This is a genomic window from Janthinobacterium sp. GW458P, assembly GCF_002127585.1.
Taxonomy (GTDB): Bacteria; Pseudomonadota; Gammaproteobacteria; order Burkholderiales; family Burkholderiaceae_D; genus Janthinobacterium.
Genome location: NZ_NEGZ01000002.1, coordinates 1 through 20,098, shown reverse-complemented (window position 1 = coordinate 20,098; position 20,098 = coordinate 1). Strand labels below are relative to the sequence as shown.

At 64.6% G+C, this 20,098-nt stretch carries 20 protein-coding genes; 16 read left to right on the top strand and 4 right to left on the bottom strand.

Annotated elements, in window-relative coordinates; translation table 11 throughout:
* Window positions 1-51: 51 nt before the first annotated feature.
* From CBW50_RS02280 to kdsA, 3 genes are all read right to left on the bottom strand, one after another.
* Window positions 52-1,797, bottom strand: a complete 1,746-nt coding sequence (locus CBW50_RS02280) for a ShlB/FhaC/HecB family hemolysin secretion/activation protein (RefSeq protein ID WP_086144018.1) — start codon at window positions 1,795-1,797, stop codon at window positions 52-54.
* Window positions 1,797-6,272, bottom strand: coding sequence for a YDG domain-containing protein (locus tag CBW50_RS02275; protein ID WP_172404653.1), 4,476 nt, complete (start codon window positions 6,270-6,272; stop codon window positions 1,797-1,799). Before CBW50_RS02275 ends, CBW50_RS02280 begins: the two co-directional genes overlap by 1 nt.
* Before the next feature lie 238 nt (window positions 6,273-6,510).
* Entirely contained in the window at window positions 6,511-7,356 is an 846-nt protein-coding gene (gene kdsA, locus CBW50_RS02270) for a 3-deoxy-8-phosphooctulonate synthase (protein ID WP_086144016.1), read from the bottom strand.
* Between the two features lie 219 nt (window positions 7,357-7,575).
* Here kdsA and CBW50_RS02265 point away from each other — a divergent pair, with 219 nt between their 5' ends.
* Window positions 7,576-7,848 (top strand): oxidative damage protection protein, encoded by a 273-nt coding sequence (locus tag CBW50_RS02265; RefSeq protein ID WP_034750797.1) that lies wholly within the window; start codon window positions 7,576-7,578, stop codon window positions 7,846-7,848.
* Between the two features lie 195 nt (window positions 7,849-8,043).
* Window positions 8,044-8,568, top strand: coding sequence for a DUF6622 family protein (locus CBW50_RS02260; protein WP_086144015.1), 525 nt, complete (start codon window positions 8,044-8,046; stop codon window positions 8,566-8,568).
* Between the two features lie 36 nt (window positions 8,569-8,604).
* Here CBW50_RS02260 and rpiA read toward each other — a convergent pair whose 3' ends face one another.
* Complete coding sequence (gene rpiA / locus CBW50_RS02255) at window positions 8,605-9,282, bottom strand: ribose-5-phosphate isomerase RpiA (protein WP_086144014.1); 678 nt, start codon at window positions 9,280-9,282, stop codon at window positions 8,605-8,607.
* 207 nt (window positions 9,283-9,489) lie between these two features.
* Between rpiA and CBW50_RS02250 the strand changes: the two genes are divergently transcribed.
* The 14 genes from CBW50_RS02250 to CBW50_RS02185 form a co-directional block, all read left to right on the top strand.
* The gene (locus CBW50_RS02250) at window positions 9,490-9,858 is read left to right on the top strand and encodes a response regulator (RefSeq protein WP_086144211.1); all 369 of its coding nucleotides are present in this window, start codon (window positions 9,490-9,492) and stop codon (window positions 9,856-9,858) included.
* Window positions 9,859-9,860: 2 nt separating this feature from the next.
* Window positions 9,861-10,487, top strand: coding sequence for a chemotaxis protein CheC (locus CBW50_RS02245; protein ID WP_086144013.1), 627 nt, complete (start codon window positions 9,861-9,863; stop codon window positions 10,485-10,487).
* 5 nt (window positions 10,488-10,492) lie between these two features.
* Entirely contained in the window at window positions 10,493-11,464 is a 972-nt protein-coding gene (locus CBW50_RS02240; protein ID WP_086144210.1) for a diguanylate cyclase, read from the top strand.
* Window positions 11,465-11,614: 150 nt separating this feature from the next.
* Entirely contained in the window at window positions 11,615-13,282 is a 1,668-nt protein-coding gene (locus tag CBW50_RS02235; protein ID WP_157792387.1) for a sensor histidine kinase, read from the top strand.
* Complete coding sequence (locus CBW50_RS02230) at window positions 13,279-13,980, top strand: response regulator transcription factor (RefSeq protein ID WP_226935369.1); 702 nt, start codon at window positions 13,279-13,281, stop codon at window positions 13,978-13,980. Before CBW50_RS02235 ends, CBW50_RS02230 begins: the two co-directional genes overlap by 4 nt.
* A 79-nt stretch (window positions 13,981-14,059) precedes the next feature.
* Complete coding sequence (locus tag CBW50_RS28605; protein ID WP_139842378.1) at window positions 14,060-14,374, top strand: hypothetical protein; 315 nt, start codon at window positions 14,060-14,062, stop codon at window positions 14,372-14,374.
* Between the two features lie 83 nt (window positions 14,375-14,457).
* The gene (locus CBW50_RS02220; protein WP_076568067.1) at window positions 14,458-14,628 is read left to right on the top strand and encodes a Flp family type IVb pilin; all 171 of its coding nucleotides are present in this window, start codon (window positions 14,458-14,460) and stop codon (window positions 14,626-14,628) included.
* 96 nt (window positions 14,629-14,724) lie between these two features.
* Window positions 14,725-14,898, top strand: a complete 174-nt coding sequence (locus tag CBW50_RS02215) for a Flp family type IVb pilin (RefSeq protein ID WP_099375021.1) — start codon at window positions 14,725-14,727, stop codon at window positions 14,896-14,898.
* Window positions 14,895-15,965, top strand: a complete 1,071-nt coding sequence (locus CBW50_RS02210) for a phosphatase PAP2 family protein (RefSeq protein ID WP_086144009.1) — start codon at window positions 14,895-14,897, stop codon at window positions 15,963-15,965. Before CBW50_RS02215 ends, CBW50_RS02210 begins: the two co-directional genes overlap by 4 nt.
* The gene (locus CBW50_RS02205) at window positions 15,962-16,549 is read left to right on the top strand and encodes a prepilin peptidase (protein WP_216356303.1); all 588 of its coding nucleotides are present in this window, start codon (window positions 15,962-15,964) and stop codon (window positions 16,547-16,549) included. The genes CBW50_RS02210 and CBW50_RS02205 overlap by 4 nt, the downstream gene beginning before the upstream one ends.
* A gap of 39 nt (window positions 16,550-16,588) precedes the next feature.
* Window positions 16,589-17,209: an isoprenylcysteine carboxylmethyltransferase family protein gene (locus CBW50_RS02200; protein WP_157792386.1), complete on the top strand. Its 621-nt coding sequence runs from the start codon at window positions 16,589-16,591 to the stop codon at window positions 17,207-17,209.
* 33 nt (window positions 17,210-17,242) lie between these two features.
* Window positions 17,243-18,589 carry an ATP-binding protein gene (locus CBW50_RS02195; protein WP_216356302.1) on the top strand — a complete coding sequence of 449 codons (1,347 nt, stop codon included), beginning with the start codon at window positions 17,243-17,245 and terminating at the stop codon, window positions 18,587-18,589.
* A complete protein-coding gene (gene cpaB, locus CBW50_RS02190) occupies window positions 18,586-19,434 on the top strand; it encodes a Flp pilus assembly protein CpaB (RefSeq protein ID WP_086144006.1) in 849 nt (282 codons plus the stop codon). The genes CBW50_RS02195 and cpaB overlap by 4 nt, the downstream gene beginning before the upstream one ends.
* A 22-nt stretch (window positions 19,435-19,456) precedes the next feature.
* Window positions 19,457-20,098 (top strand): pilus assembly protein N-terminal domain-containing protein (locus CBW50_RS02185; protein ID WP_253251895.1); only part of this gene is annotated, 642 nt, incomplete at its 3' end.

Genomic DNA, 20,098 nt, shown 5'->3' with positions numbered 1-20,098 from the left:
AAGCCTGGCATTGCCAGGCTTTTTGCATTGCAGACAAGGGCAGCCGATGGCTTACCTTACCCAGCCTGCCTGGAACAGCAGGCGCGTGCGCGATGCCGATTCGCTGCTCGGCACGCCGCCCGCCGTGCGGTGCACCAGTTGCAGGTTGAGCAGGATGCCGCCAGCCATGGCGCTCAGGCCCAGGCCGATATCGCCCAGCTTGCGCGAGGCGGCGACGCCGGCCGGCGCGGCGACCGACCTGGCCCAGCCATAGTCGCTAAAGATGCTGCCGCTCAGCTGCGCCGTGCCGCCGCCCGCCAGCGGCCGGGCCAGTTCGGCGCGCAGCAGCGCCGCATGGTCGCCACTGAGTTCGCCGATCGGATACGCGGCCACGCCACCGTCGCCGGAAATGCTCATGCGCTCGACGCCATCGAGGCTTTTATTGTTCAGCGACGCCTGCGCCTTGACGCTGGTGGTCAGCAGGAATTGCGACGGCAGCATGCTGACGCGCGACGCCGCCAGATTCAGCCTGGCATAGCCGCCCTGCGTATCGGCACCGGCCGCATCGAGCGCTTCGGCAGCCGCTTCCTTGAAGTGCAGGCGCCCCACCGTCAGGCTGGCGCTGCTCTGGCTCAAGCCATCCCAGCCCAGCAGGGCATGCATACGCCGGTCCGCGATGCTGGCGCTGATGCTGCTCAACTGCTTGCCCACCGAGGTGCGGGTGGCACCGATTTCATCCTTTAAATCCTTGTACGCCACGCCCAGGCCCGCTTCCACCGTGTGCTCGCGGGTACGCTTGAGCGGCTTACTCAGGAGCAAGTCCACGCCGTTGGCGTTGCCGGAGGCGTCAAGCGCGGCATACACGTCGCTGAGTTCATAGGTAGTGCGGCTGAGCGCCCCTTCGAGGCGGGCGCCATCCGTGCCCAGCAACATCGAATAGCCAAGACGGCCATTCAGCAAGCCACTGTTGCGCGTGGCCATGCCGCTGGCCGACAGGCGGTCGCCGCGGCCGCTGGGCGAATTCCAGTCGGCATTGAAACGCAGGCGCTGCTTGCCCGTGTACGTAGAGCCATAGTTATCCAGCAACACGTAGCCGCCCCAGGCGGGCGTGGCCTCGGTGCGGATGGCGAAATCCGAGGTGCCGACCTGCTCGCCCGGCATCACGTCAGCCTGCACCACCTTGACGCCAGGCGTGTCATTGATGATCAACATTGCCCGTTCCAGGGTATCGAGCGACACGACATCGTGCCGCTTGGCCTGGTCCAGCAAACCTTGCACGACGCTATCGTGCACGCGCGAAGTATTGCTGAGGATAAATTTTCCGTATTGCCCCTCCACCACGCGAATGATCAACTTGCCATCAGTCAATTCCTGCGCCGGAATATAGGCGCGCGCCACAAAGTAGCCGCTGGCGCGGTAATGGCGCGTGATACGGGTGGCCATCTCTTCGAGCTGGGCCAGGGTCAGCATCTGGCCCAGCTGCGGCTGCAGCAGCGCCAGCAGGGTGGCGCTGTCGATGGCGTGGTTGCCCTCCAGCACGAACTGCGTCACCCTGACCTTGCTGGCGGCATCGCCGCTCAAGGCCTGCAGCGGTGGCGCGGCCGGCACGCCGCCCAGCGCAGGCAGGGACGGCGGCGGCGTCACCGGCGGCGGCACCGGCTGGCTCTGGCGCACGACGTCGCCGATGGTCGGTACCTGCTGGGCCTGCGCCATGGCGGTCGCGCCCAGGGCCAGGCCCAGCGCCAGCGACATGGCCGTGCGTTGGCCTGCCGCCCGGCGGGCGGTGGAGACGATGGCGGTACGGATAAGCATGCTCATTATTGGGCCTTCACGACAAACAGCAACTGGTCCACGCCATCGGGCAGCTTGACGCCGCCATTGACGATCTCCATCAGGGAATTGCGGCTGACGGGCAAGCGCAATGGCTGCGATCCGCCATTGCCTTGGGCGCCGGCTGGCTGCAGCAGGCGCTGGGTTTGCGCCAGGGTAAGACTTTCGCTCGTCTCGTTCGCGCCGGGGCTGTACAGCACGCTCAGCGGCGCATTCGCGCCAAAGGCGGCGCCCAGCGGCACGGCGCTGCTATTCACGGTGGGCGCAACGGCTACGAACGGGATCAACTCACTTTGCAACGACAGGCCGGCATCGCGCAAGACCTCGCGCTTGCCGGGGACGCTGGTGCGGGAGACCTCGCCTATGGTGCTGGCCAGGCTCGCCCTGGACGCTTCCGGCGTTTCCGGCTCCAGCGGGAGGATCTCCACGGTGCCGCTGGCATTCGCGCCGGCCAGCGTGTAATTGCTGTTGGACACAGTCAAGCCCGACAAGCCGACGATGGATTGCTTGCCCGCCTCCTTGGAAGACAGCGTCGCCTTGCCGCCCAGGACGGCGCTGTCGCCGGCCAGCACGCCGTTCAAGGCCAGCAAATTGGCGGCCGCATCCGCGGTATCGTCAAACGCCCGGCTTGCGCCTGTGACTGCCGCCACATTGATGGGCAGGGCCGTGATGGCCACGCTGCCGGCAGGCAGCGCACCGTCCAGCATGTAGTTGCCATTGTCCAGGCTCAAGGTACCCAGGCCGGTAATGGCTTGCGCACCGACATCCTTGCCTGCCAGCACCGCGTTGCCGCGCAGGCTGGCAGTATCGCCCGCCAGCACGCCGCCCAGGTTCAGCAGGCCGGCGCCCGCATTCACGCTGCCGTCGTAGCGGCGCGTGGCGCCGCCAGCCGCATTCACGCTGAGCGCGCGCGGCGTCACCAGCACGCTGGCGCCCAGACTGGCAGACGAGAATGTGTAATTGCTATTGTCCAGGATCAAGTCCGCATAGCCGGCCAGCGCCTGCGTGCCGGCGTTGCGCGACGCCAGGGTCGCCGTGCCGCTCAGGTTGACGGCGTCGCCAGCGAGCACATTCGTGATCTGCAGCAAACTGGCGTTGAGCTTGCTGGTCGCATCGTATTCCTTGCTGCCCAGGCCGGCAAGATGCACTTCCAGCGCATGGATGGTCGCCGCCAAATTGACGGTCGGCGTGGACAACATGTAATTGCTGGCCAGGCCCGCGTTGGCGCCGCTGCCGTCACCCACCAGCAAGCTGGCCGCCACCGTGCGGGCGCCGGCGTTGGCGCTGTCGAAGGTGCCGCTGGCCGACAGCGACAGGTTTTCGCCATTGACCAGGCCCACCAGGGTGCCGGCGTTGATGCTGGCCGCGTTCGTGCGGTCATACGTCTTGTTGGCGGCGCCGATGCCGGCAATGGTCAGCACGGCCGGCGTGATCGACAGGGCGCCCATGCTGTAGGTGATGTCATAATCGCTCAGCTTGCCATAGCCGGCGCCCAGGGTCGGCGTGAACAGGCTGGCGCCGTAATTGAGCGTGCCGACGGAGGTCGTGGGCAGCAAGGCCGCACTCCAGTCGACGCCGCTCACGCACGCCAGGTTGTTGTCGCAGCCGCTCACCGTCCAGCCGCCTGCCAGGACCGGATTGGCCCCGCCATAGGTTTTCGACAGGGCCGGGTTATTCAGCGTGATGGTGATCGGGTCGACGTAGCCAAACGTGCGCAAGACGGGATAGCCGTCATTGAGCGTTGCCTTGCGTCCCCATACCCCGCTGTGGAAGGTGAAATCCCAGTTGCTGGTGATAAATGTATTGCTATCTTTCATTTGCGCCGTGGTCTTGCCCGTGCCGTCGCCACTGCTGTTCTGCCCGCTGGTTTGCGTGTCCCAGAAACTGTTGCTGACGCCGCCGATGCTGACGCCCATCAAACCGCCCACGCCCGCGCCCGGGCTGCTCACGAGGCCGGTCGAGTAGCTCTTGTCGACGGTGCCCAGGTTGTTGCCGATCAAACCGCCCACATAATTGCCGCTGGTACTGACGGCGCTGCGGGAATAGGTATTGACGACGTTGTTGCCATAATTTAAGCCAATCAGGCCGCCCACATTGTCGCCGCTGGCGTTGACGGTACCGCTCGCATAACTGGTATTGACTTCATTATCCGGCGTGGCGGTGCCGCCGGCGGCGTTACTGAGGCCGATCAAGCCGCCCACCGTGCTCGTGCCGGTGACGGCGCCGCTGGCGTAGCTGCCGCTGACCTTGCCGTTATCGTTTTTGCCGACCAGGCCGCCCGTATTGGCGGTGCCGGTCACGGTGGCGGTGGCGTAGCTGCCGGTGACTCTGCCGCTATTGTTATTGCCGACCAGGCCGCCCGTGTCGCCCTTGCCATTGACGATGCCGCCGGCATGGCTGTTGACGATGTAGCCGTAATCGTTTTGCCCGACCAGGCCGCCAGTCCAGATGCCGGCCGTATTCGTCACCGTGGCGTTGGCATAGCTGTTGGCCAGGGTGATGTGGTACGCCAGGTAACCGGCCAGCCCGCCGACGTTATTGCCCTGCGAATTGACCGTGCCGTCGAAATGCAGGCGGGTGAGCGTGCCATCGAAGATCGCACCGATCAGGCCGCCCACATAACCGCCCGGCCCCGTCACGCTGCCCGCGGCATAGCTATTGTAGACGCTGCCCATGTTCAATCCGATCAACGCCCCCACGCCCTGATTGGCGCTGACCACCGCATTCGACATCGCCACGTTGCGCACCCGCCCGTTGTTGCTGCCAAACAGGCCAACATACGTGCCGGACGGCTGGGTGATGCGCAAGCCGCTGACGGTATGACCCAGGCCGTCGAACACGCCGGAGAGGGATAAGGGAGCGAAGCCGGCGCCGCCGTTCCAGCCGCTGGTGGCGCTGGCGTCGATATTGCCGGCCAGTGCATAGTGGCCGCCGGCGCCGCCGTTGATGCCCTGCAAATCGAGGCTGCTGGTGCTGCCGGCGCTGCCCAGCGCATTGATCAGGGTATAGCCGATGTTATTGATCGTCAGCAACCCCGTACCGGCGCGGTCGACATCGATGCGGCCCTTGAAGACGCCGGCGTCATCGATACCCACCAGCACATTCTTGCTCGTGTTAAACGTCGGGCTGCCGGGATTGAAGTTGTAGCCTGTCTTCAGGTTCAAGGTCGAACTGCCGGTGGCGCTCATGACGGCGTTGACATTGATGTCGCCATGCGCTTCCAGGGTCAGCTGGTTGGCGTTCCAGGCCAGCGGCGCGTTGACGTGGATATCGCCCGCTTCGCTGCCGGCCGCTTGCGTCTGGATCGTGACATTGCCGGCAGCCAGCGCCGCTTGCAGGGTATAGACGCCGATGCCGCTCGCGCCTTGCGCGGCGCTGCCGCTGCCGATCGTGAAATCGGTGGGATCGATCAGCCAGGAGCCGCTGCGGCCCGCAACGGCGCTGCTGTCGACGCGCGTGCCGTCAGCCACGCGCAGCACCGGCCCCGACGTTTCGATGAAGCCGCCATTGCCGCCCTGCGGCGCGCTGGCATCGAGCTTGCCGGCCACTTCCACGGCGCCGCCTTCGCCCAGCAGGAAAATCCGCCCGCCGCGCTCGTTGATGGTGCGCGCGCGCACTTCGCCCGTGTTGTTGACGACGGTATTCAACAGGCCGTCGGCGCCTTTCGCCGTCAGCACCACCAGGCCGCCATCGGCGTGCACGGCGTTGCCATTGGCGACCAGCGCGGCCAGCGCCGCCTCATCGACGGCCACGCCCACCAGCGCGCCGCCGTCGAAAGTCAGGCTGACCTTGTTGCCGGCCGCCAACGCCACCGTCCCCAGCCTGGCGCTGATCACGCCGTCATTGCGCACTTGCGCGCCCAATAACGCGATGTAGCCGCCATCCCTGGCGTTCAGACTGCCCAGATTGCGGACGGCGCCGCCCTTGCCGGTGAAACTGGTCTTGCCTGCCAGAAAATCGGCATCGCCGAGATTGAGCGTGCTCGCTACCAGGCCCGCCGTATCGACTCTGGCGCCCTTGCCGAACAGCACGCCATTCGGATTCAAAATGAACACCTGGCCATTCGCGTTCAGCGCGCCGTCGATGACCGAGCCTTCATTTCCCCGGACCCGGTTCAAGGTCACGGCAGCGGCATTCGGCTGCACGAAATTGACCCTGGCATCCTTGCCGATCGAAAAACTGTTCCACTCGATGGCCGCCTTGCCGCTGGCCTGGGTCACGGTCATGGCCGCGCCCTGCTGGCCGACATGCGCCTGTCCCGCCGTCACCACGGCGCCGCTGGGCAAGGCCGTGGCGGCAAGGTCCGCCGCCTGCGCCGCGCCGCCCAGCATCACGCCGCTCAGCACGCTGGCCAGCAGCGCCCCCGTCGTGCCGGAGCGCTTGCCCCCGCTGCCGGCATGTTCTGCCACGACCATGACTGCGTTGCGGCGGCGGTTCCATACCGTGCGATGAATTCGATTCATATGATGTTCCGATCTGACGTGATGACACCGGGCTTGCCAGGACTTTTCGGCAAAAGCAATTAATGGCATTATAAAATGCTGCAAGTAAGCAATTTCGACAAATTCTCCCCATCGGGCGTTAACACAACACGCATGCCAAACAACAGCGTCCGCTGCCGCTGCAGGCAAAAAAAAACACCACCGGAACCGGTGGTGTTTTTGCTCACAGAACGCGCGGCAAACAGCAACAAGTGACTAGTTACTTGATATTCAGCGGCGCGAACGACTTGACCAGATCATCGAGCGCCTTCAATTGCGCCAGGAACGGTTCCAGCTGATCCAGCGGCAAGGCGCTGGGGCCGTCGCAGCGGGCGTTGTCGGGGTCCGGGTGGGCTTCCAGGAACAGGCCGGCGATGCCGACGGCCAGGCCGGCGCGGGCCAGGTCCGCCACCTGCTGGCGGCGGCCGCCCGAGGCGGCGCCGCCGGGATCGCGCTGCTGCAGGGCGTGCGTGACGTCAAAGATGATGGGCAGGTTGTCGCAGGTCTTCTTCATGACGCCAAAGCCCAGCATGTCGACCACCAGGTTGTCATAGCCGAGGCAGGTGCCGCGGTCGCACAGGATCAACTGGTCGTTGCCCGCTTCCTTGAATTTCTCGACGATATTGGCCATCTGGCCAGGGCTGAGGAATTGCGGCTTCTTGATGTTGATCACCTTGCCGGTCTTGGCCAGGGCCACGACGAGGTCCGTCTGGCGCGCCAGGAAGGCGGGCAATTGCAGCACGTCCACCACTTCGGCCACCTGCTGCGCCTGCCAAGGTTCATGCACATCGGTAATCACGGGCACGCCGAACGCCGCTTTCACGTCCTGGAAGATGCGCATGCCTTCTTCCAGGCCCGGTCCCCGGTAGGAATGGATGGAAGAACGGTTGGCCTTGTCGAAGCTGGCCTTGAACACATAGGGAATGCCCAGTTTTTGCGTGACGCGCACATATTCTTCGCAGGCGCGCATGGCGAGATCACGCGATTCGAGCACGTTGATGCCGCCAAACAGCGCGAAGCTGCCAGTATTGCTGACGTCGATGCCATGGACTTTCACTGAGGTCATAGGGATTCCATATTGGTTAATTGTTACTACTTGCTGGGAAGAGGCGCCGCCAGCGGCTGGCGCGATCAGGCATCTTACTAGCTAGGGCGGCACAGATCAAATTTGATCCAGCGCAAGGGCGCGGCAAACGGCGCGTGGCCGGGCCGCGACGGCCCCGCGAGGGCAGGCGCAAAGTGCCTTATAATCACGCTTTATCTCTACACTGATTCAGGAGCACAGATGGCCCGCACGATCCACTGCATCAAACTCAACAAGGAAGCCGAAGGACTGGATTTCCCGCCGTACCCGGGCGAACTGGGCAAGAAGATTTACGAATCGGTGTCGAAAGAAGCCTGGGCGGCCTGGCTCAAGCACCAGACCATGCTGGTCAATGAAAACCGTTTGAACCTGGCCGACGCGCGCGCCCGCAAATACCTGGCCACGCAGATGGAAAAGCATTTCTTCGGCGATGGCGCCGATGCGGCCATGGGCTACGTTCCACCCACCGAGTAAGTTTTTCACTGCTCCCGCCCGTGGCCGCCGCGCCGCGGGCAGTTTCACCTGCGTTTCACGCCCTCCCCCGCCGTTTCACGGCACCGACGCCCCGTTTCAAGCCAGCGCCTCCCCGTTTCGTCGCACCCCGCTCGCCGCTCGCGCCGCTGGCAGGCACAGTACGTCCATCGACAACCTCATTCCAAGGCGGACACCATGTTGCAGCAAATCTTCAGCCACACTCCCCTGTATGTCTGGGCCATCCTGGGCTTTCTCGTGTACCGCGGCGTGCTGGCCAGCCGCGCGCGCGAAGTGCGCTTGCGCAAGCTGTGCATCATTCCCCTGGTCATGCTGGCCCTGTCCCTGAGCGGCGTGCATGGCAGTTTCGGCTTGGCCGGCGTGGCGCCATTCGCCTGGAGCGCCGGGGCACTGGCCGGCGCGGCGCTGGCATGGTCGCTGACCAAGACAGACACCATCGTCGCCATTCCCGAACGGGGCAGCGTGCAGCGCCCCGGCAGCTGGGCGCCGTTGATCCTGATGCTGGGTATTTTTTGCATGAAATATGCGGTCGCCGTGACCCTGGCCATCGCGCCGGCCTACGCCCACGCGAGCGGCTTCATCATGCCCGTCTGCCTCGCCTATGGTGGCTTCAGCGGCATCTTCCTCGGTGGCTTGCTGCGCACCGTGGCCGTGTACCGCCAGGCGCACATGACAAGCGGCCCGCAAGGGGCCGCCGTGTAGGTCAGATGCAAACGCCGGCGAACGCCGGCGATCGTCTTAGTAGGCCAGCGTACGCACGCCTTCCGGCGTGCCCAGCAGGCAAACGTTGGCGCCGCGCACGGCGAACAGGCCGACGGCGATAACGCCGACGATCTGGTTGATCTGCTGTTCCAGCGCCACCGGATCGGCAATTTTCAAGCCCACGACGTCGATGATCTCGCCGCCGTTATCCGTAATGAACGCTTCCGTGCTGCCGGCCTTCAGGCGCAAACGGGGCGTGCCGCCCAGCGCGGCCAGCTGGCGCGAGACGGCGGCGCGCGCCATCGGCACCACTTCCACCGGCAGCGGGAAGGCGCCCAGCGTGTCCACCAGCTTGGAGCCGTCGGCGATGCAGACGAACTGTTTCGCGACGGAAGCAACAATCTTTTCGCGCGTCAATGCCGCGCCGCCGCCCTTGATCATGGCGCCGCTGGCCGTGATTTCATCGGCGCCATCAATATACACGGCGATCGATGCGACGTCGTTCAAGCTGAAGACGGGAATGCCGTGACCGGCAAGGCGGGCCGCCGTCGCTTCGGACGACGCTACCGTCCCCTTGATGCGGTCCTTGATCTTGGCCAGCTCATCGATGAAAAAGTTGGCGGTGGAACCGGTGCCGACGCCGATGATTTCACCATCGACTACATAGTTAATGGCGGCGCGGGCTACGGCTTGCTTCAATTCGTCTTGGGTCATGGCATTGAGGGCTAAAGTGAGGAATGGCGCTATTTTAACGGATTGTCAGCCCTGCCAGCCGGCCATGATGACCGACCAGGCGATTTGCCACAACAGGCAAGTGCAAATACCTTGCCCTAGGGCAATCCCGCGTCCAATTACTCTCTATGCCCGTTAAAATATGCGAAAATGGAACGATTGACAGATATGACGTTTCAGGAATCGCAAATGAATCACAGTAAACAGGTACTTGTTGTCGATGACAGCCGGGTTTCACGTTTGATGTCGCATCAGTTCATCCTCAGCAAACATGCCGACTGGCAAGTAATTGAGGCGGCGACGGGTGAAGAAGCCCTGGAAAAAGTCAAGACCGTCAGCCCTGTCCTGATATTACTGGATGTCAACATGCCCGGCATGGGCGGTGTGGCGGCAGCGGAGCAACTGCGTGTGCTGTGTCCGCAGACGCACATTATTCTCGTCACGGCGAATGTGCAAAACGCCATCCGCAACCGCGCCAGCGAACTCGGTGTCGGCTTCATGGAAAAGCCGATCACGGAAACGCGCATTCATCAGCTGATCGACTCCCTGGGATTGTGAGCATGGTCAATCTCTCCGAACTCGAGAACGACGCCCTGGTAGAGATATTCAATATCGGGGTGGGCCACGCCGCCGCCGCGATGAGCGAAATCGTCAATGAGGAAGTCACCATGTCGGTGCCTTCCATCACCTTCCTGAACCGTGCCGATGCTGCCGCCCTGCTGGGCAGCAAGAAGGATGGCGAACGCATCTGCGGCGTCAGCCAGCACTACGATGGTGCCTTCGCCACCGAAGCCATCCTGATGTTCCCAGAAGACAAGAGCCTGGAAATCGTCCGCCTGATGGTGGGCGACGCCATGCCGCTGCAGGAGCTGACGGAGATGGAACAGGAAGCGATGAGCGAAATCGGCAATATCATCCTCAATTCCTGCGTAGGGACGTTGGCCAACCTGTTCGACAGCGAACTGCATGGCTCCTTGCCGCTGTACCACGTGGGCACCAGCGCGGAGATACTCTCGTCGTTCGGCGGCAATGACGACGAGGCCGTCGTGCTGATGCTGCATATCGACTTCGTGCTGGCCAAGCACCAGATCCATGGTTATGTCGCCTTCGTGCTCGACCTGTCCGCCTTGCATGACCTGAAACAGCAGGTCAGCCACTATCTGGCCAAGGTCCTGGGACAGGCGTGAAGATCATGCCGGATGCCTTACATCGACTCGCCCTGCTCGAAAGCATCATCGGCGCCATCAATCTGGGCGCCATCGTGCTCGACGAGCAGCACCGCATCGTGCTGTGGAACAGCTGGATGGCGCGCCACTCGGCCCTGCCGCCCGAAGCGGTGCTGGGCCAGGATTTCTTCAGCGTTTATCCGGAACTGCGGCACAAGCGCATCGATTCCGCCATCACCCAGGCCTTGCGCGACAATTTCCAGTCGCTGCTGTCGCAAACCCTGCACAAGGCGCCGTTTGCGCTGTACACGCACGCTGCGGCCGCCGGCATAGCCGAAGGCCAGGAACGCATGCAGCAGGCGATCGCCGTCACACCGATCAATTTACCCGCTTCGCCGCGCCACTGCCTGATCCAGATCAATGATGTCACCATCGCCGTGGGCCGCGAAAAGCTGCTACGCGAACAAACCATGGTCTTGCGCTCGCAAACCTTCTCCGACGGCTTGACGGGCATCGCCAACCGGCGCCATTTCGACGTCGCCATCGAGAAGGAAATGCGGCGCGCCATGCGCACCGGCAGCCCCCTGTCGCTGCTGATGATCGACATCGACCATTTCAAGGATTACAACGACCATTACGGCCACCAGCAGGGCGACGGCTGCCTGATCCGCGTGGCGGCCGAGCTGGCGGCCATGCTGCAGCGCCCCACCGACCTGCTGGCGCGCTATGGCGGCGAGGAATTTGCCGCCATCCTGCCCGACACGGAGGCCACGCAGGCGCTGCGGATGGCCGAGGCGATCCGCCAGCGCGCGGCCGACTTGTGCATTCCGCATGCCAAAACGGGCAATGCGCTCAAGCACATTACGGTCAGCATCGGCATCGCCACGCAGCAGCCGCATCAAGCGCTGGAAACGCCCGACCTGATCGGCGCCGCCGACCGTGCCCTGTACCTGGCAAAGCGCGCCGGGCGCAACCGCGTGATGGTGCAGCCGCTGTAGAAAATGCAACGCGCCGCAAAGAATTCCAGTAGACATCTTTCCGGCGGGTGCGTAGACTCATAGCTGATTGCAGCAAAAACAACAAGAATTTATCCGTGGTATCTATCCCTGCGCATGGCCAAACCATGCGGGACAGGGCCAGGAGCGCATGTGAACCTCGACCCGCCCATCAGATCCGGTTTGCCCGGCGCCGGCATGGATACGACCATGGTCAATGGCATGCGCCTGCTGCTGTCGAGCGCCACCCTGCTGACCCTGTTCATCGATCCCGAAAGCGCAGGCAAACTGAGCAAGATCACCTGGCTGATCTTTTCCGCCTATACCATGCACAGCCTGCTGCTCTACGTGCTGGCGGTGCTGGGCGTGAGCTTGCCGCACGATATACTGCTGTACTGGCTGGACGTGGCCTGGTATGCGCTGATCGTGTTTTCCAGCAGCAGCCACAACAATCTATTCTTCCTGTTCTTTTTCTTTGCCATCCTGACCTCCTCGTTCCAGCGGGGCTTCGAGGAAGGCGCCCGCGTGACCCTGGCCTCGGCCGGCCTGTTCGCCGCCACGGCCCTGTTCGGCGAATCGGATGCGGAACTGTCGCGCCTGCTGCTGCGCACCACCTTCCTGCTGGCGCTCGGCTACATGATCGCCTACTGGGGCGGCTCGGCCATCACGCAGCGCAGCCACCTGGCCCTGCTGCGCGATGTCAGCCAGCTGTCCAATCCCCGCTTCGGCGTCGACCAGACCATCACCTCGGTGCTGGAGAAAACGCGCAGCTACTTCAACGGCAGCAGCTGCCTGCTGATCATGCAGGACAAGGGCACGCGGGGCTGGTCGCTGCGCAGCGTGCTGCAAACGGCAACGGGCGTCATGCACACCAGTTCCCTCCTCAGCGACGATGCGGCCAGCCCCTTGCTCACCTTTCCGCATGACAAGATTGCACTGTACAACCAGCCCGCCGGACTCTGGCTGCCCTGGTCAGGCGGGGCGCGCATGCAAGACCCGGACAACGGGCGCTGGCTGCGCCATGACGATGCGGCGGGCGCCCGCCTGGCCGAACTGCTCGAGGCACACGCCTTCATCAGCGCGCCGCTTCCCTTGCGCAACGGCAAGGGGCGCATCTTTGTCGTGTCCGCCACCAGCATGAGCAAGACCGACGCCCTGTTCCTCAGCCATATCGGCGCGCAGGCGTTTCCCGTCATTGAAAACATCGATCTGCTCGACCGCCTGGCGTCGCAAGCGGCCTCGCGCGAACGGGAAAAGATCGCGCGCGACCTGCACGACACGGCCGTCCAGCCATACATCGGACTGCGCCACGGCCTGGCCGCCCTGCGCAACGAAGCCACGCCCGGCAATCCGCTGCTGCCGGAGCTGGAAAAGCTGATCCTCATGTCGGGCCAGGTGATCACCGACCTGCGCAGCTATGCGCGCACGTTCAAGAACGGCCAGGTGCAAAGCGAACCGGAGCTGCTCGTCGCGCTGCGCCGCCAGGCCACGCAGATCCGCGAATTCTTCGGCATCGACATCACCCTGCATATCGAAGGCGACCTGCATATCAATGACCGCCTGGCCGCCGAGGTATTCCAGATCGTCAACGAGGGCATGAGCAATATCCGCAAGCATACGTCGGCGCGCCACGGCGCCGTCAAGCTGACCTGCGCGCAGGGGGCGCTGCACATCAGCATCGACAACGAATGCGCGGCCGCGCACGTACCCGATTTCCTGCCCGATTCGCTGGCCGAACGGGCCGCCGCCCTGGGCGGCACCGCCCGCGTCACCCACAGCCTTCTGGGCAACACTTCCGTCCAGATCGAGATTCCCATATGAATGACAGCCGCCACATGCCATCGCCCAGCCACGTCATCAGCGTCATGCTGGTGGACGACCACAAGACCATGCTGTGGGGCCTGGAACGGCTGATCGGCGGCGAGCATTCGGGCATGCGCGTGGTGGCCACGGCCTCCGACAGCGCCGAGGCGCTGGAGCTGGCCAAGGCGCTGCAGCCCGACGTGATCGTGCTGGACCTGGACCTGGGCGGCATCAGCTCGCTGGCCATCCTGCCGGCGCTGGCGCAGTGCGGCAGCACGCGCATCCTGGTGCTGACGGCCAGCCATGACCAGGCCATCCTGGACCAGACGGTGCTCAAGGGCGCGCGCGGCATCGTCAGCAAGGATGCCCCGGCGGACATGGTACTCAAGGCCATCGAAAAGGTGTATCACGGCGAGCTGTGGCTAGAGCACGCGATGCTGGGACGCATGCTCACGCAGCTGACCCAGCCCGGCGGCGGCTCGGCGCAGGCCGTCGCCGTGGCCAGCCTGACGCTGAAGGAAAGAAAGATCATCGCCGCCCTGGTGCACGGCAGCGGCACGCCCGCCAAGCTGCTGGCCGACCAGTTGTTCATCTCTGAACATACCTTGCGCAATCACCTGACCTCGATCTACCGCAAGCTGGGCGTGTACAACCGCCTGGAACTGTACGCCTACGCCACCAAGCACCACCTGGGCGAACTGCCGCCCGGCGCCTGACGCCGCTGCTCCCCCGCACGGCCGCTGCCAGGCCGCGCCTTCCCTCCCCGCCTCCCCCGCGCCAGCCACCGGCACGCCCGTGCCCGCGCGCGCCAAACTCAACCATGACAATTGTCACGAAAAAAACAAGCAGTTCCTCCTTGCAATAAAAGGAGGTTCTTCTGATGTAGATCAAAACGCCAACTTCTATAGTGGAACTACCGGAGTGCAGATCACCGCCGCAGCCCACCACGATACGGAGTACAGCATGCGTTTTGACAAGTTTCTTCCGACAGCCCTGATCACCTATTTACAGGGCAAGGAAAAGGCTGCGTTCTATCGCTATGCCCTGGTGGCGGCACTCATGGCTGTGGTGTGCATCATCGGGCTGCTGGCACTCGGAGAAAGCCCATGAAGCGGCCAGACCGACGCACCCGCAAGCAACGTTGCCAAACCGTTTTATCCACCGTAGTAGTTCAACCACCACCAGGAGTTGTCATGAACCTCATCAAAAACTTTATCCGCGAAGAAGATGGCGTCACCGCAATTGAATACGGCCTGATCGCTGCCCTGATTGCCGTCGTGATCATCGCCGCCGTCACCATCGTCGGCACGCAGCTGAAAAAGACCTTCAGCACCATCGGTACCAAGCTCACCGCCGCGAATTGAGGCGGTACTGTCCGGGCCGGCCCAGGCGCGGCCCGGACAACTTTTCCCCGCATTCCCCGGCACGCCCACCTTGACGAACGCATAGCGAGGCCCATCGTGAAATCTTTCTTCAGCCGTTTATCCGACGAGTCGGCAGTCACAGCGATCGAATACGCGCTGCTGGCGGGCCTGATCGCGGCAGTGCTGGTAATCACGATCACCCTGGTCGGCGACCAGGTCAAGCTGCTGTTTGTCTACGTCAAGGACCAAGTGGTCCTGGCCCTGTCATGAACACCCTGCGCGCCTCGCTGCGCACCCACCGCGCCCTGCTGCTGATCGTGCTGCTGTACGCCGCCGCGGCCACCGTGCTGGCCGGCAGCCTGCCCAGCCCATCGGACATCCTCAACGTGCTGGCCGGCTTCCTCGTCGCCATCCTCACGGGTCCCGTCTTCATCCTGTGCGGCTACACCATTCGCGTCATGGTGGTGCAGCGCCCGCACCGCCTGTGCCACTACCTGTACCATGACCTGCGCCGCTACCTGAGCAACGAGCGCCTGCTGCACGCGCTGCCGGCCATGCTGCTGATTCCCATCTTCGCGTCGAGCTTTACCGTCTTCAAGGCCGCCATCCCGCGCCTGCACCCCTATACCTGGGATGCCACCCTGTCCGGCTGGGACATGGCCCTGCATGGCGGCGTGGCCCCATGGGAAAGGCTGCAGCCGCTGCTGGGCCATCCGCTGGTGACGGCCCTGCTGAACTTTTCCTACCATTTCTGGTTTTTCCTGTTCTACGCCGTGCTGTACTGGCTCATCCTCGATACCCGCCGTCCGCTGCTGCGCATGCAGTTCCTGCTCAGCTTTGCACTGACCTGGATCGTGCTGGGCAGCATCATGGCCGTGCTGTTCGCCTCCGTCGGCCCCTGCTACTACGGCCACCTGCACAGCAGCGACCCGTATGCGCCGCTGATGGCCTACCTGCATGAAGCCAACCAGCACATCCCTGTCTGGGCCCTGCAGGTGCAGGACATGCTGTGGCAAGGCTATCAAAGCAAGGGAGCGAACGGCGATCTGGGCATCTCCGCCATGCCCAGCATGCATGTGGCCACGGCCGTGCTGATGGCCATGATGGGCTGGCGGGTCAACCGCGCCACCGGGATCGCCCTGTCCGCCTTCGCCGTGCTGATCCTGCTCGGCTCCATCCACCTGGGCTGGCACTACGCCGTTGACGGCTATGTGGGCGCGGCCGGCGCCGCGCTGGTATGGCGCCTGGTGGGACGCATGCTGGGCAGCCGGGCGGCGGCGCCCGCAGTGAGCATGGCCACGGTGCCCTGCATGAGCAAGGGAGGGCTCACATCATGAACGCCCCCCTCCCCATGCTGCTGTGCCTGGCCGTGCTGGCCACCCTGCTCGCCGCCGCGCTGTGGCACGACCTGCGCACGCGCCGCATCCCCAACCGGCTGGTGCTGTGGGGCACGCTGGCGGGACTGGTCCTGAACAGCTTCGTGCCGTCCGGCGCCGGCCTGTTCGACACCCCGTTCGGCGGCCTGGGCCTGCTGCAGGCGCTGGCCGGCGCCGGCGCCGGACTGGCCCTGCTGCTGCCCATGTATCTGCTGCGTGCCCTGGGTGCCGGCGACGTCAAGCTGATGGCCATGTGCGGCGCCTTCCTCGGCCCCGATGCCGTGCTGGAAGCGGCCCTGCTGACCTTCCTGTGCGGCGGCGTACTGGCGCTGGCCGCCGCGCTGGCCGGCCAGCGACTGCGCCAGGTGCTGAAGAACACCTATCACATGATGCTGGGCGCGCTGCTGCACAGCCTGGCCGGCGGCGCCGCCACGATCGCCGAGCCGCCGGCGGCGACCGGCAAGCTGGCCTACGCCTTTGCCATCGCCAGCGGCACCGGCTTGCAGATACTCCTGCATTACACGCACCTGTGGAGCTTGCGCTGACAAGCGCCGCTCCGGTCACCCCCACTAAAGGACATGATCATGGATACCCTCGCCACCCTGTGCCACTCCCGACGCGCCAGCCTGCTCACCAGCATCACCATGGCCGGCCTGTGGACGATCTTTGCCACTGCCCACGTGGTGGGCTACCTGCACAGCGGCGACTGGAGCTATCTGCTGTTCTGCGCCGCCGAAACCCTGGCAGCCCTGTTCTTCATCGTGCGCTCGGCCCCCGTCAGCGTCTCCACCGATGCGGGCGACTGGCTGCTGGCCATCGGCGCCACCTTCGCCCCCTTCCTCTTCGCGCCATCCGACATGGCCATCTGGCCCGGCGCGCGTTACCTGCTGGCCGTCGGCAGCCTGCTGCAGATCGCCGGCCTGCTGTCGCTGAACCGCAGCTTCGGCCTGGTCGCGGCGCAGCGCGACATCAAGACGGGCGGCGTCTACCGCGTCATCCGCCATCCGCTGTATGCCAGCTACCTGATTTCCCTGAGCGGCTACCTGCTGGCCAATACCTCGGCCGCCAATACCGTGACCTATGTCGCGACGATCTCGATGCTGGTGGCGCGCCTGCTGCGCGAAGAGCGCTTCCTGGCCACCGACGTGCGCTACCGCGTCTACATGCGCCAGGTGAAGTACCGCCTGCTGCCCTTCATTTTCTGATATCCGTCCATCCGAGCAAGAGGAGTACACATCATGCCTGACACCTACCCAGAACGCAGCGACGGCGGCGGCATCGAGCCGGCGGCCAGGCGCGCGCCACGCACGGTCGAGGAAACGGGACTGCCGTTCCTGTTCCTGGTCGAACTGCTGGTCAAAATACTCTTCCTGCGCGGCCAGGTTGGCCTGCCGGCGTTGTCGACCCACGTGAAGCTGGGCGCCGGCGTGCTCGAACCGCTGCTCGCCTTCATGCGTGCCGAAAAGCTGTGCGAAGCGCGCCGCAACGGCAGCAGCGGCACCGACGCCGACCTGTACTACCAGCTGGGCGACCAGGGCCGCCTGCGCGCCGCCGAGTACATGCGCCGCAATGCCTACAGCGGGCCCGCCCCCGTCACCCTGGCCGACTACAGCAACCAGGTGCTGGCGCAAAGCGTGGCGCACATGCATGTCACCCGCGACGACGTGCTGCGCGAATTTCGCGACGTGGTGGCCAGTTCGGCGGTGCTCGACCAGCTGGGCGCGGCCATGAACTCCGGACGCGCCCTGTTCTTCCACGGCCCGGCCGGCAGCGGCAAGAGCTATCTGGCCGAGCGCCTGAACGGCCTGCTCAGCGGCGCCATCGCCCTGCCGCATGCCGTGATGGTCGACGGCGAAGTCCTGCCCTTCCTCGACCCCATGCTGCACACCCTGTCGAACAAGGGCTCCGTACCGTCCGACCCGCGCTGGGTGCGCACGCAGCGCCCCGCCGTGCTGACGGGCGGCGAACTGACGCTCGACATGCTGGACCTGCAATTCGACCAGGGCGCCCGCCTGTACCAGGCGCCGCCGCACCTGAAGGCCAACAACGGCATCTTCATCATCGACGACCTGGGCCGCCAGCGCTGCTCGCCGGTGGAATTGATGAACCGCTGGATCGTGCCGATGGCGCGCCACATCGATTACCTGTCGCTGCACACGGGCTACAAATTCCCCGTGCCCTTCGACGTGATCGTGGTGTTTTCGTCGAATCTGGCGCCGCAGCAGCTGGCCGACGACTCCTTCCTGCGCCGCATCGGCTACAAGATCCATGTGGGTCCGTTGAGCGCCTACCACTACCTGGCCGTGTTCCGCAACACCTGCGCACAGCTGGGCATCAATTACGACGAAGCCTCGTACACCTATCTGCTGCACCTGCACAGCCTCTACAAGCGGCCCCTGCTGGCCTGCTATCCGCGCGACATCCTCGCGCAGGTCTGCGACCAGGCACGTTATGAAGACCACCCGGCACGCCTGTCCCCGGAAGTCCTGTTCTGGGCATGGGAAAACTATTTCGGCAGCGATGACGACCTTGCAAGCACACACACCGGACCGGCAGCGGTCCAGCACAAAGGGGAAGCAAAATGAGAAACGCACGCGCTCTGACGATGATGGCCATTGCGGTCATCCTGGCGTTCGCCGCGGTCATCGTGGCCGCGCGCTGGATCAATGCCCAAGCCTCGGGCAACATCAACAAGGTGGCCGTGGCCCAGGTCGACATCAGCCTGGGGGCACGCATCACGCCCGACATGGTACGCATGGTGGACTGGCCGTCGAATGCGCTGCCGCCTGGCGCCATCAACGATCCGAAACTGCTGGAAACGCGCGTCACGCGCACCAGCATCCAGCATGGCGAACCGATCATGGAAGGCAAGCTGGCGCCTCCGGGCACCCAGGGCGGCCTGTCCGCCGTCGTCGCCGAAGGCAAGCGCGCCATGACCGTGCGCGTCAATGATGTGGTAGGCGTGGCCGGCTTCGCCCTGCCCGGCAACTTCGTCGACATCCTCGTCAACACCCAGGGCGAAGGCGCCCGCAAGACGCCGGACCGCGATCCGAACATTTCCAAGATCGTGCTCGAACGCATACTCGTGCTGGCCATCGCCCAGGAATCGAACCGCGACGACACCAAGCCCAAGGTGGTCAACGCCGTGACCCTGGAACTGACGCCGGAGCAGGCGGAAAAACTCGACCTGGCGCGCAGCGTGGGCACCCTGTCGCTGGTGCTGCGCAACCAGGTCGAGGACAAGCCCGTCAACACGGATGGCGCCACCAAGACCAGCTTGCTCGACGAAAAAGTCGCCGCCGCGGCCCCCGCCGCCATGGTGCAAGCCAAACCGGCGCCACGCCGCCGTCCTGTCGCCGCGCCAGCGCCGCAGGCCGGCCCCCGCATCGATGTCATCAAGGGGCTGGAACGCAGCTCCCAACAATTCTAACCTGCACCAGAGGAGTCATGCCATGAGCACAAATTGCACAGCAAGCGGAAGCCGGGTACTGAGCCTGGCGCTTGCCCTCGCCATGATCGGCGCCCTGGCGCCCCAGGCGCACAGCGAACCAGTCGCCGCTACCGCCACCGCCGTTGCCGCCGAAGCCGGCGCCGCCAGGAGCAGCCGCGCCGCCGCCCGTCCCAAGGCCACGCCGCCGCAAAGCGAATCGCGGGCCGGACGTACCGAGATGGCGCCGCAAATGAGCCTGGCCGAAGGCAAGTCGACCCTGATGCGCCTGCCGTTTGCGGCCAGCCGCATGTCCGTCGGCGACCCGCGCATCGCCGACGTGATCCTGCTCAACCCCAGCGAAGTCTACCTGCTGGGACGCTCCGTCGGCACGACCAACCTGATCCTGTGGAACAAGAACAACGACGCCACCATCATCGACCTGGCCGTCGGCATCGACAGCAGCAGCCTGCAGGCGCGCATGAGCGAATTGCTGCCGAATGAAAAGAATATCCACATCACCGTGGCAGGCGACACCCTGATCCTGTCGGGCATGGTCAGCGATGCCGTGAAGGCCGACCAGGCCCTGTCGCTGGCGAACGCCTACGTGCAGCGCAGCGCGCGCAGCAGCTCCGCCGGCTCCGGCGCCGCGCCTGCCGCCCCTGCC

Bases quoted from the DNA above. Each gene is read 5' to 3' on its own strand.
- CBW50_RS02220 (WP_076568067.1), top strand. From the start codon at position 14,458: ATGAACCTCATCAAAAACTTTATCCGCGAAGAAGATGGCGTCACCGCA.
- CBW50_RS02265 (WP_034750797.1), top strand. From the start codon at position 7,576: ATGGCCCGCACGATCCACTGCATCAAACTCAACAAGGAAGCCGAAGGA.
- CBW50_RS02250 (WP_086144211.1), top strand. From the start codon at position 9,490: ATGAATCACAGTAAACAGGTACTTGTTGTCGATGACAGCCGGGTTTCA.
- CBW50_RS02280 (WP_086144018.1), bottom strand. From the start codon at position 1,797: ATGAGCATGCTTATCCGTACCGCCATCGTCTCCACCGCCCGCCGGGCG.
- CBW50_RS02260 (WP_086144015.1), top strand. From the start codon at position 8,044: ATGTTGCAGCAAATCTTCAGCCACACTCCCCTGTATGTCTGGGCCATC.
- CBW50_RS02275 (WP_172404653.1), bottom strand. From the start codon at position 6,272: ATGAATCGAATTCATCGCACGGTATGGAACCGCCGCCGCAACGCAGTC.
- CBW50_RS02245 (WP_086144013.1), top strand. From the start codon at position 9,861: ATGGTCAATCTCTCCGAACTCGAGAACGACGCCCTGGTAGAGATATTC.
- CBW50_RS02240 (WP_086144210.1), top strand. From the start codon at position 10,493: ATGCCGGATGCCTTACATCGACTCGCCCTGCTCGAAAGCATCATCGGC.
- CBW50_RS02230 (WP_226935369.1), top strand. From the start codon at position 13,279: ATGAATGACAGCCGCCACATGCCATCGCCCAGCCACGTCATCAGCGTC.
- kdsA (WP_086144016.1), bottom strand. From the start codon at position 7,356: ATGACCTCAGTGAAAGTCCATGGCATCGACGTCAGCAATACTGGCAGC.
- CBW50_RS02210 (WP_086144009.1), top strand. From the start codon at position 14,895: ATGAACACCCTGCGCGCCTCGCTGCGCACCCACCGCGCCCTGCTGCTG.
- cpaB (WP_086144006.1), top strand. From the start codon at position 18,586: ATGAGAAACGCACGCGCTCTGACGATGATGGCCATTGCGGTCATCCTG.
- CBW50_RS02195 (WP_216356302.1), top strand. From the start codon at position 17,243: ATGCCTGACACCTACCCAGAACGCAGCGACGGCGGCGGCATCGAGCCG.
- CBW50_RS02205 (WP_216356303.1), top strand. From the start codon at position 15,962: ATGAACGCCCCCCTCCCCATGCTGCTGTGCCTGGCCGTGCTGGCCACC.
- rpiA (WP_086144014.1), bottom strand. From the start codon at position 9,282: ATGACCCAAGACGAATTGAAGCAAGCCGTAGCCCGCGCCGCCATTAAC.
- CBW50_RS02200 (WP_157792386.1), top strand. From the start codon at position 16,589: ATGGATACCCTCGCCACCCTGTGCCACTCCCGACGCGCCAGCCTGCTC.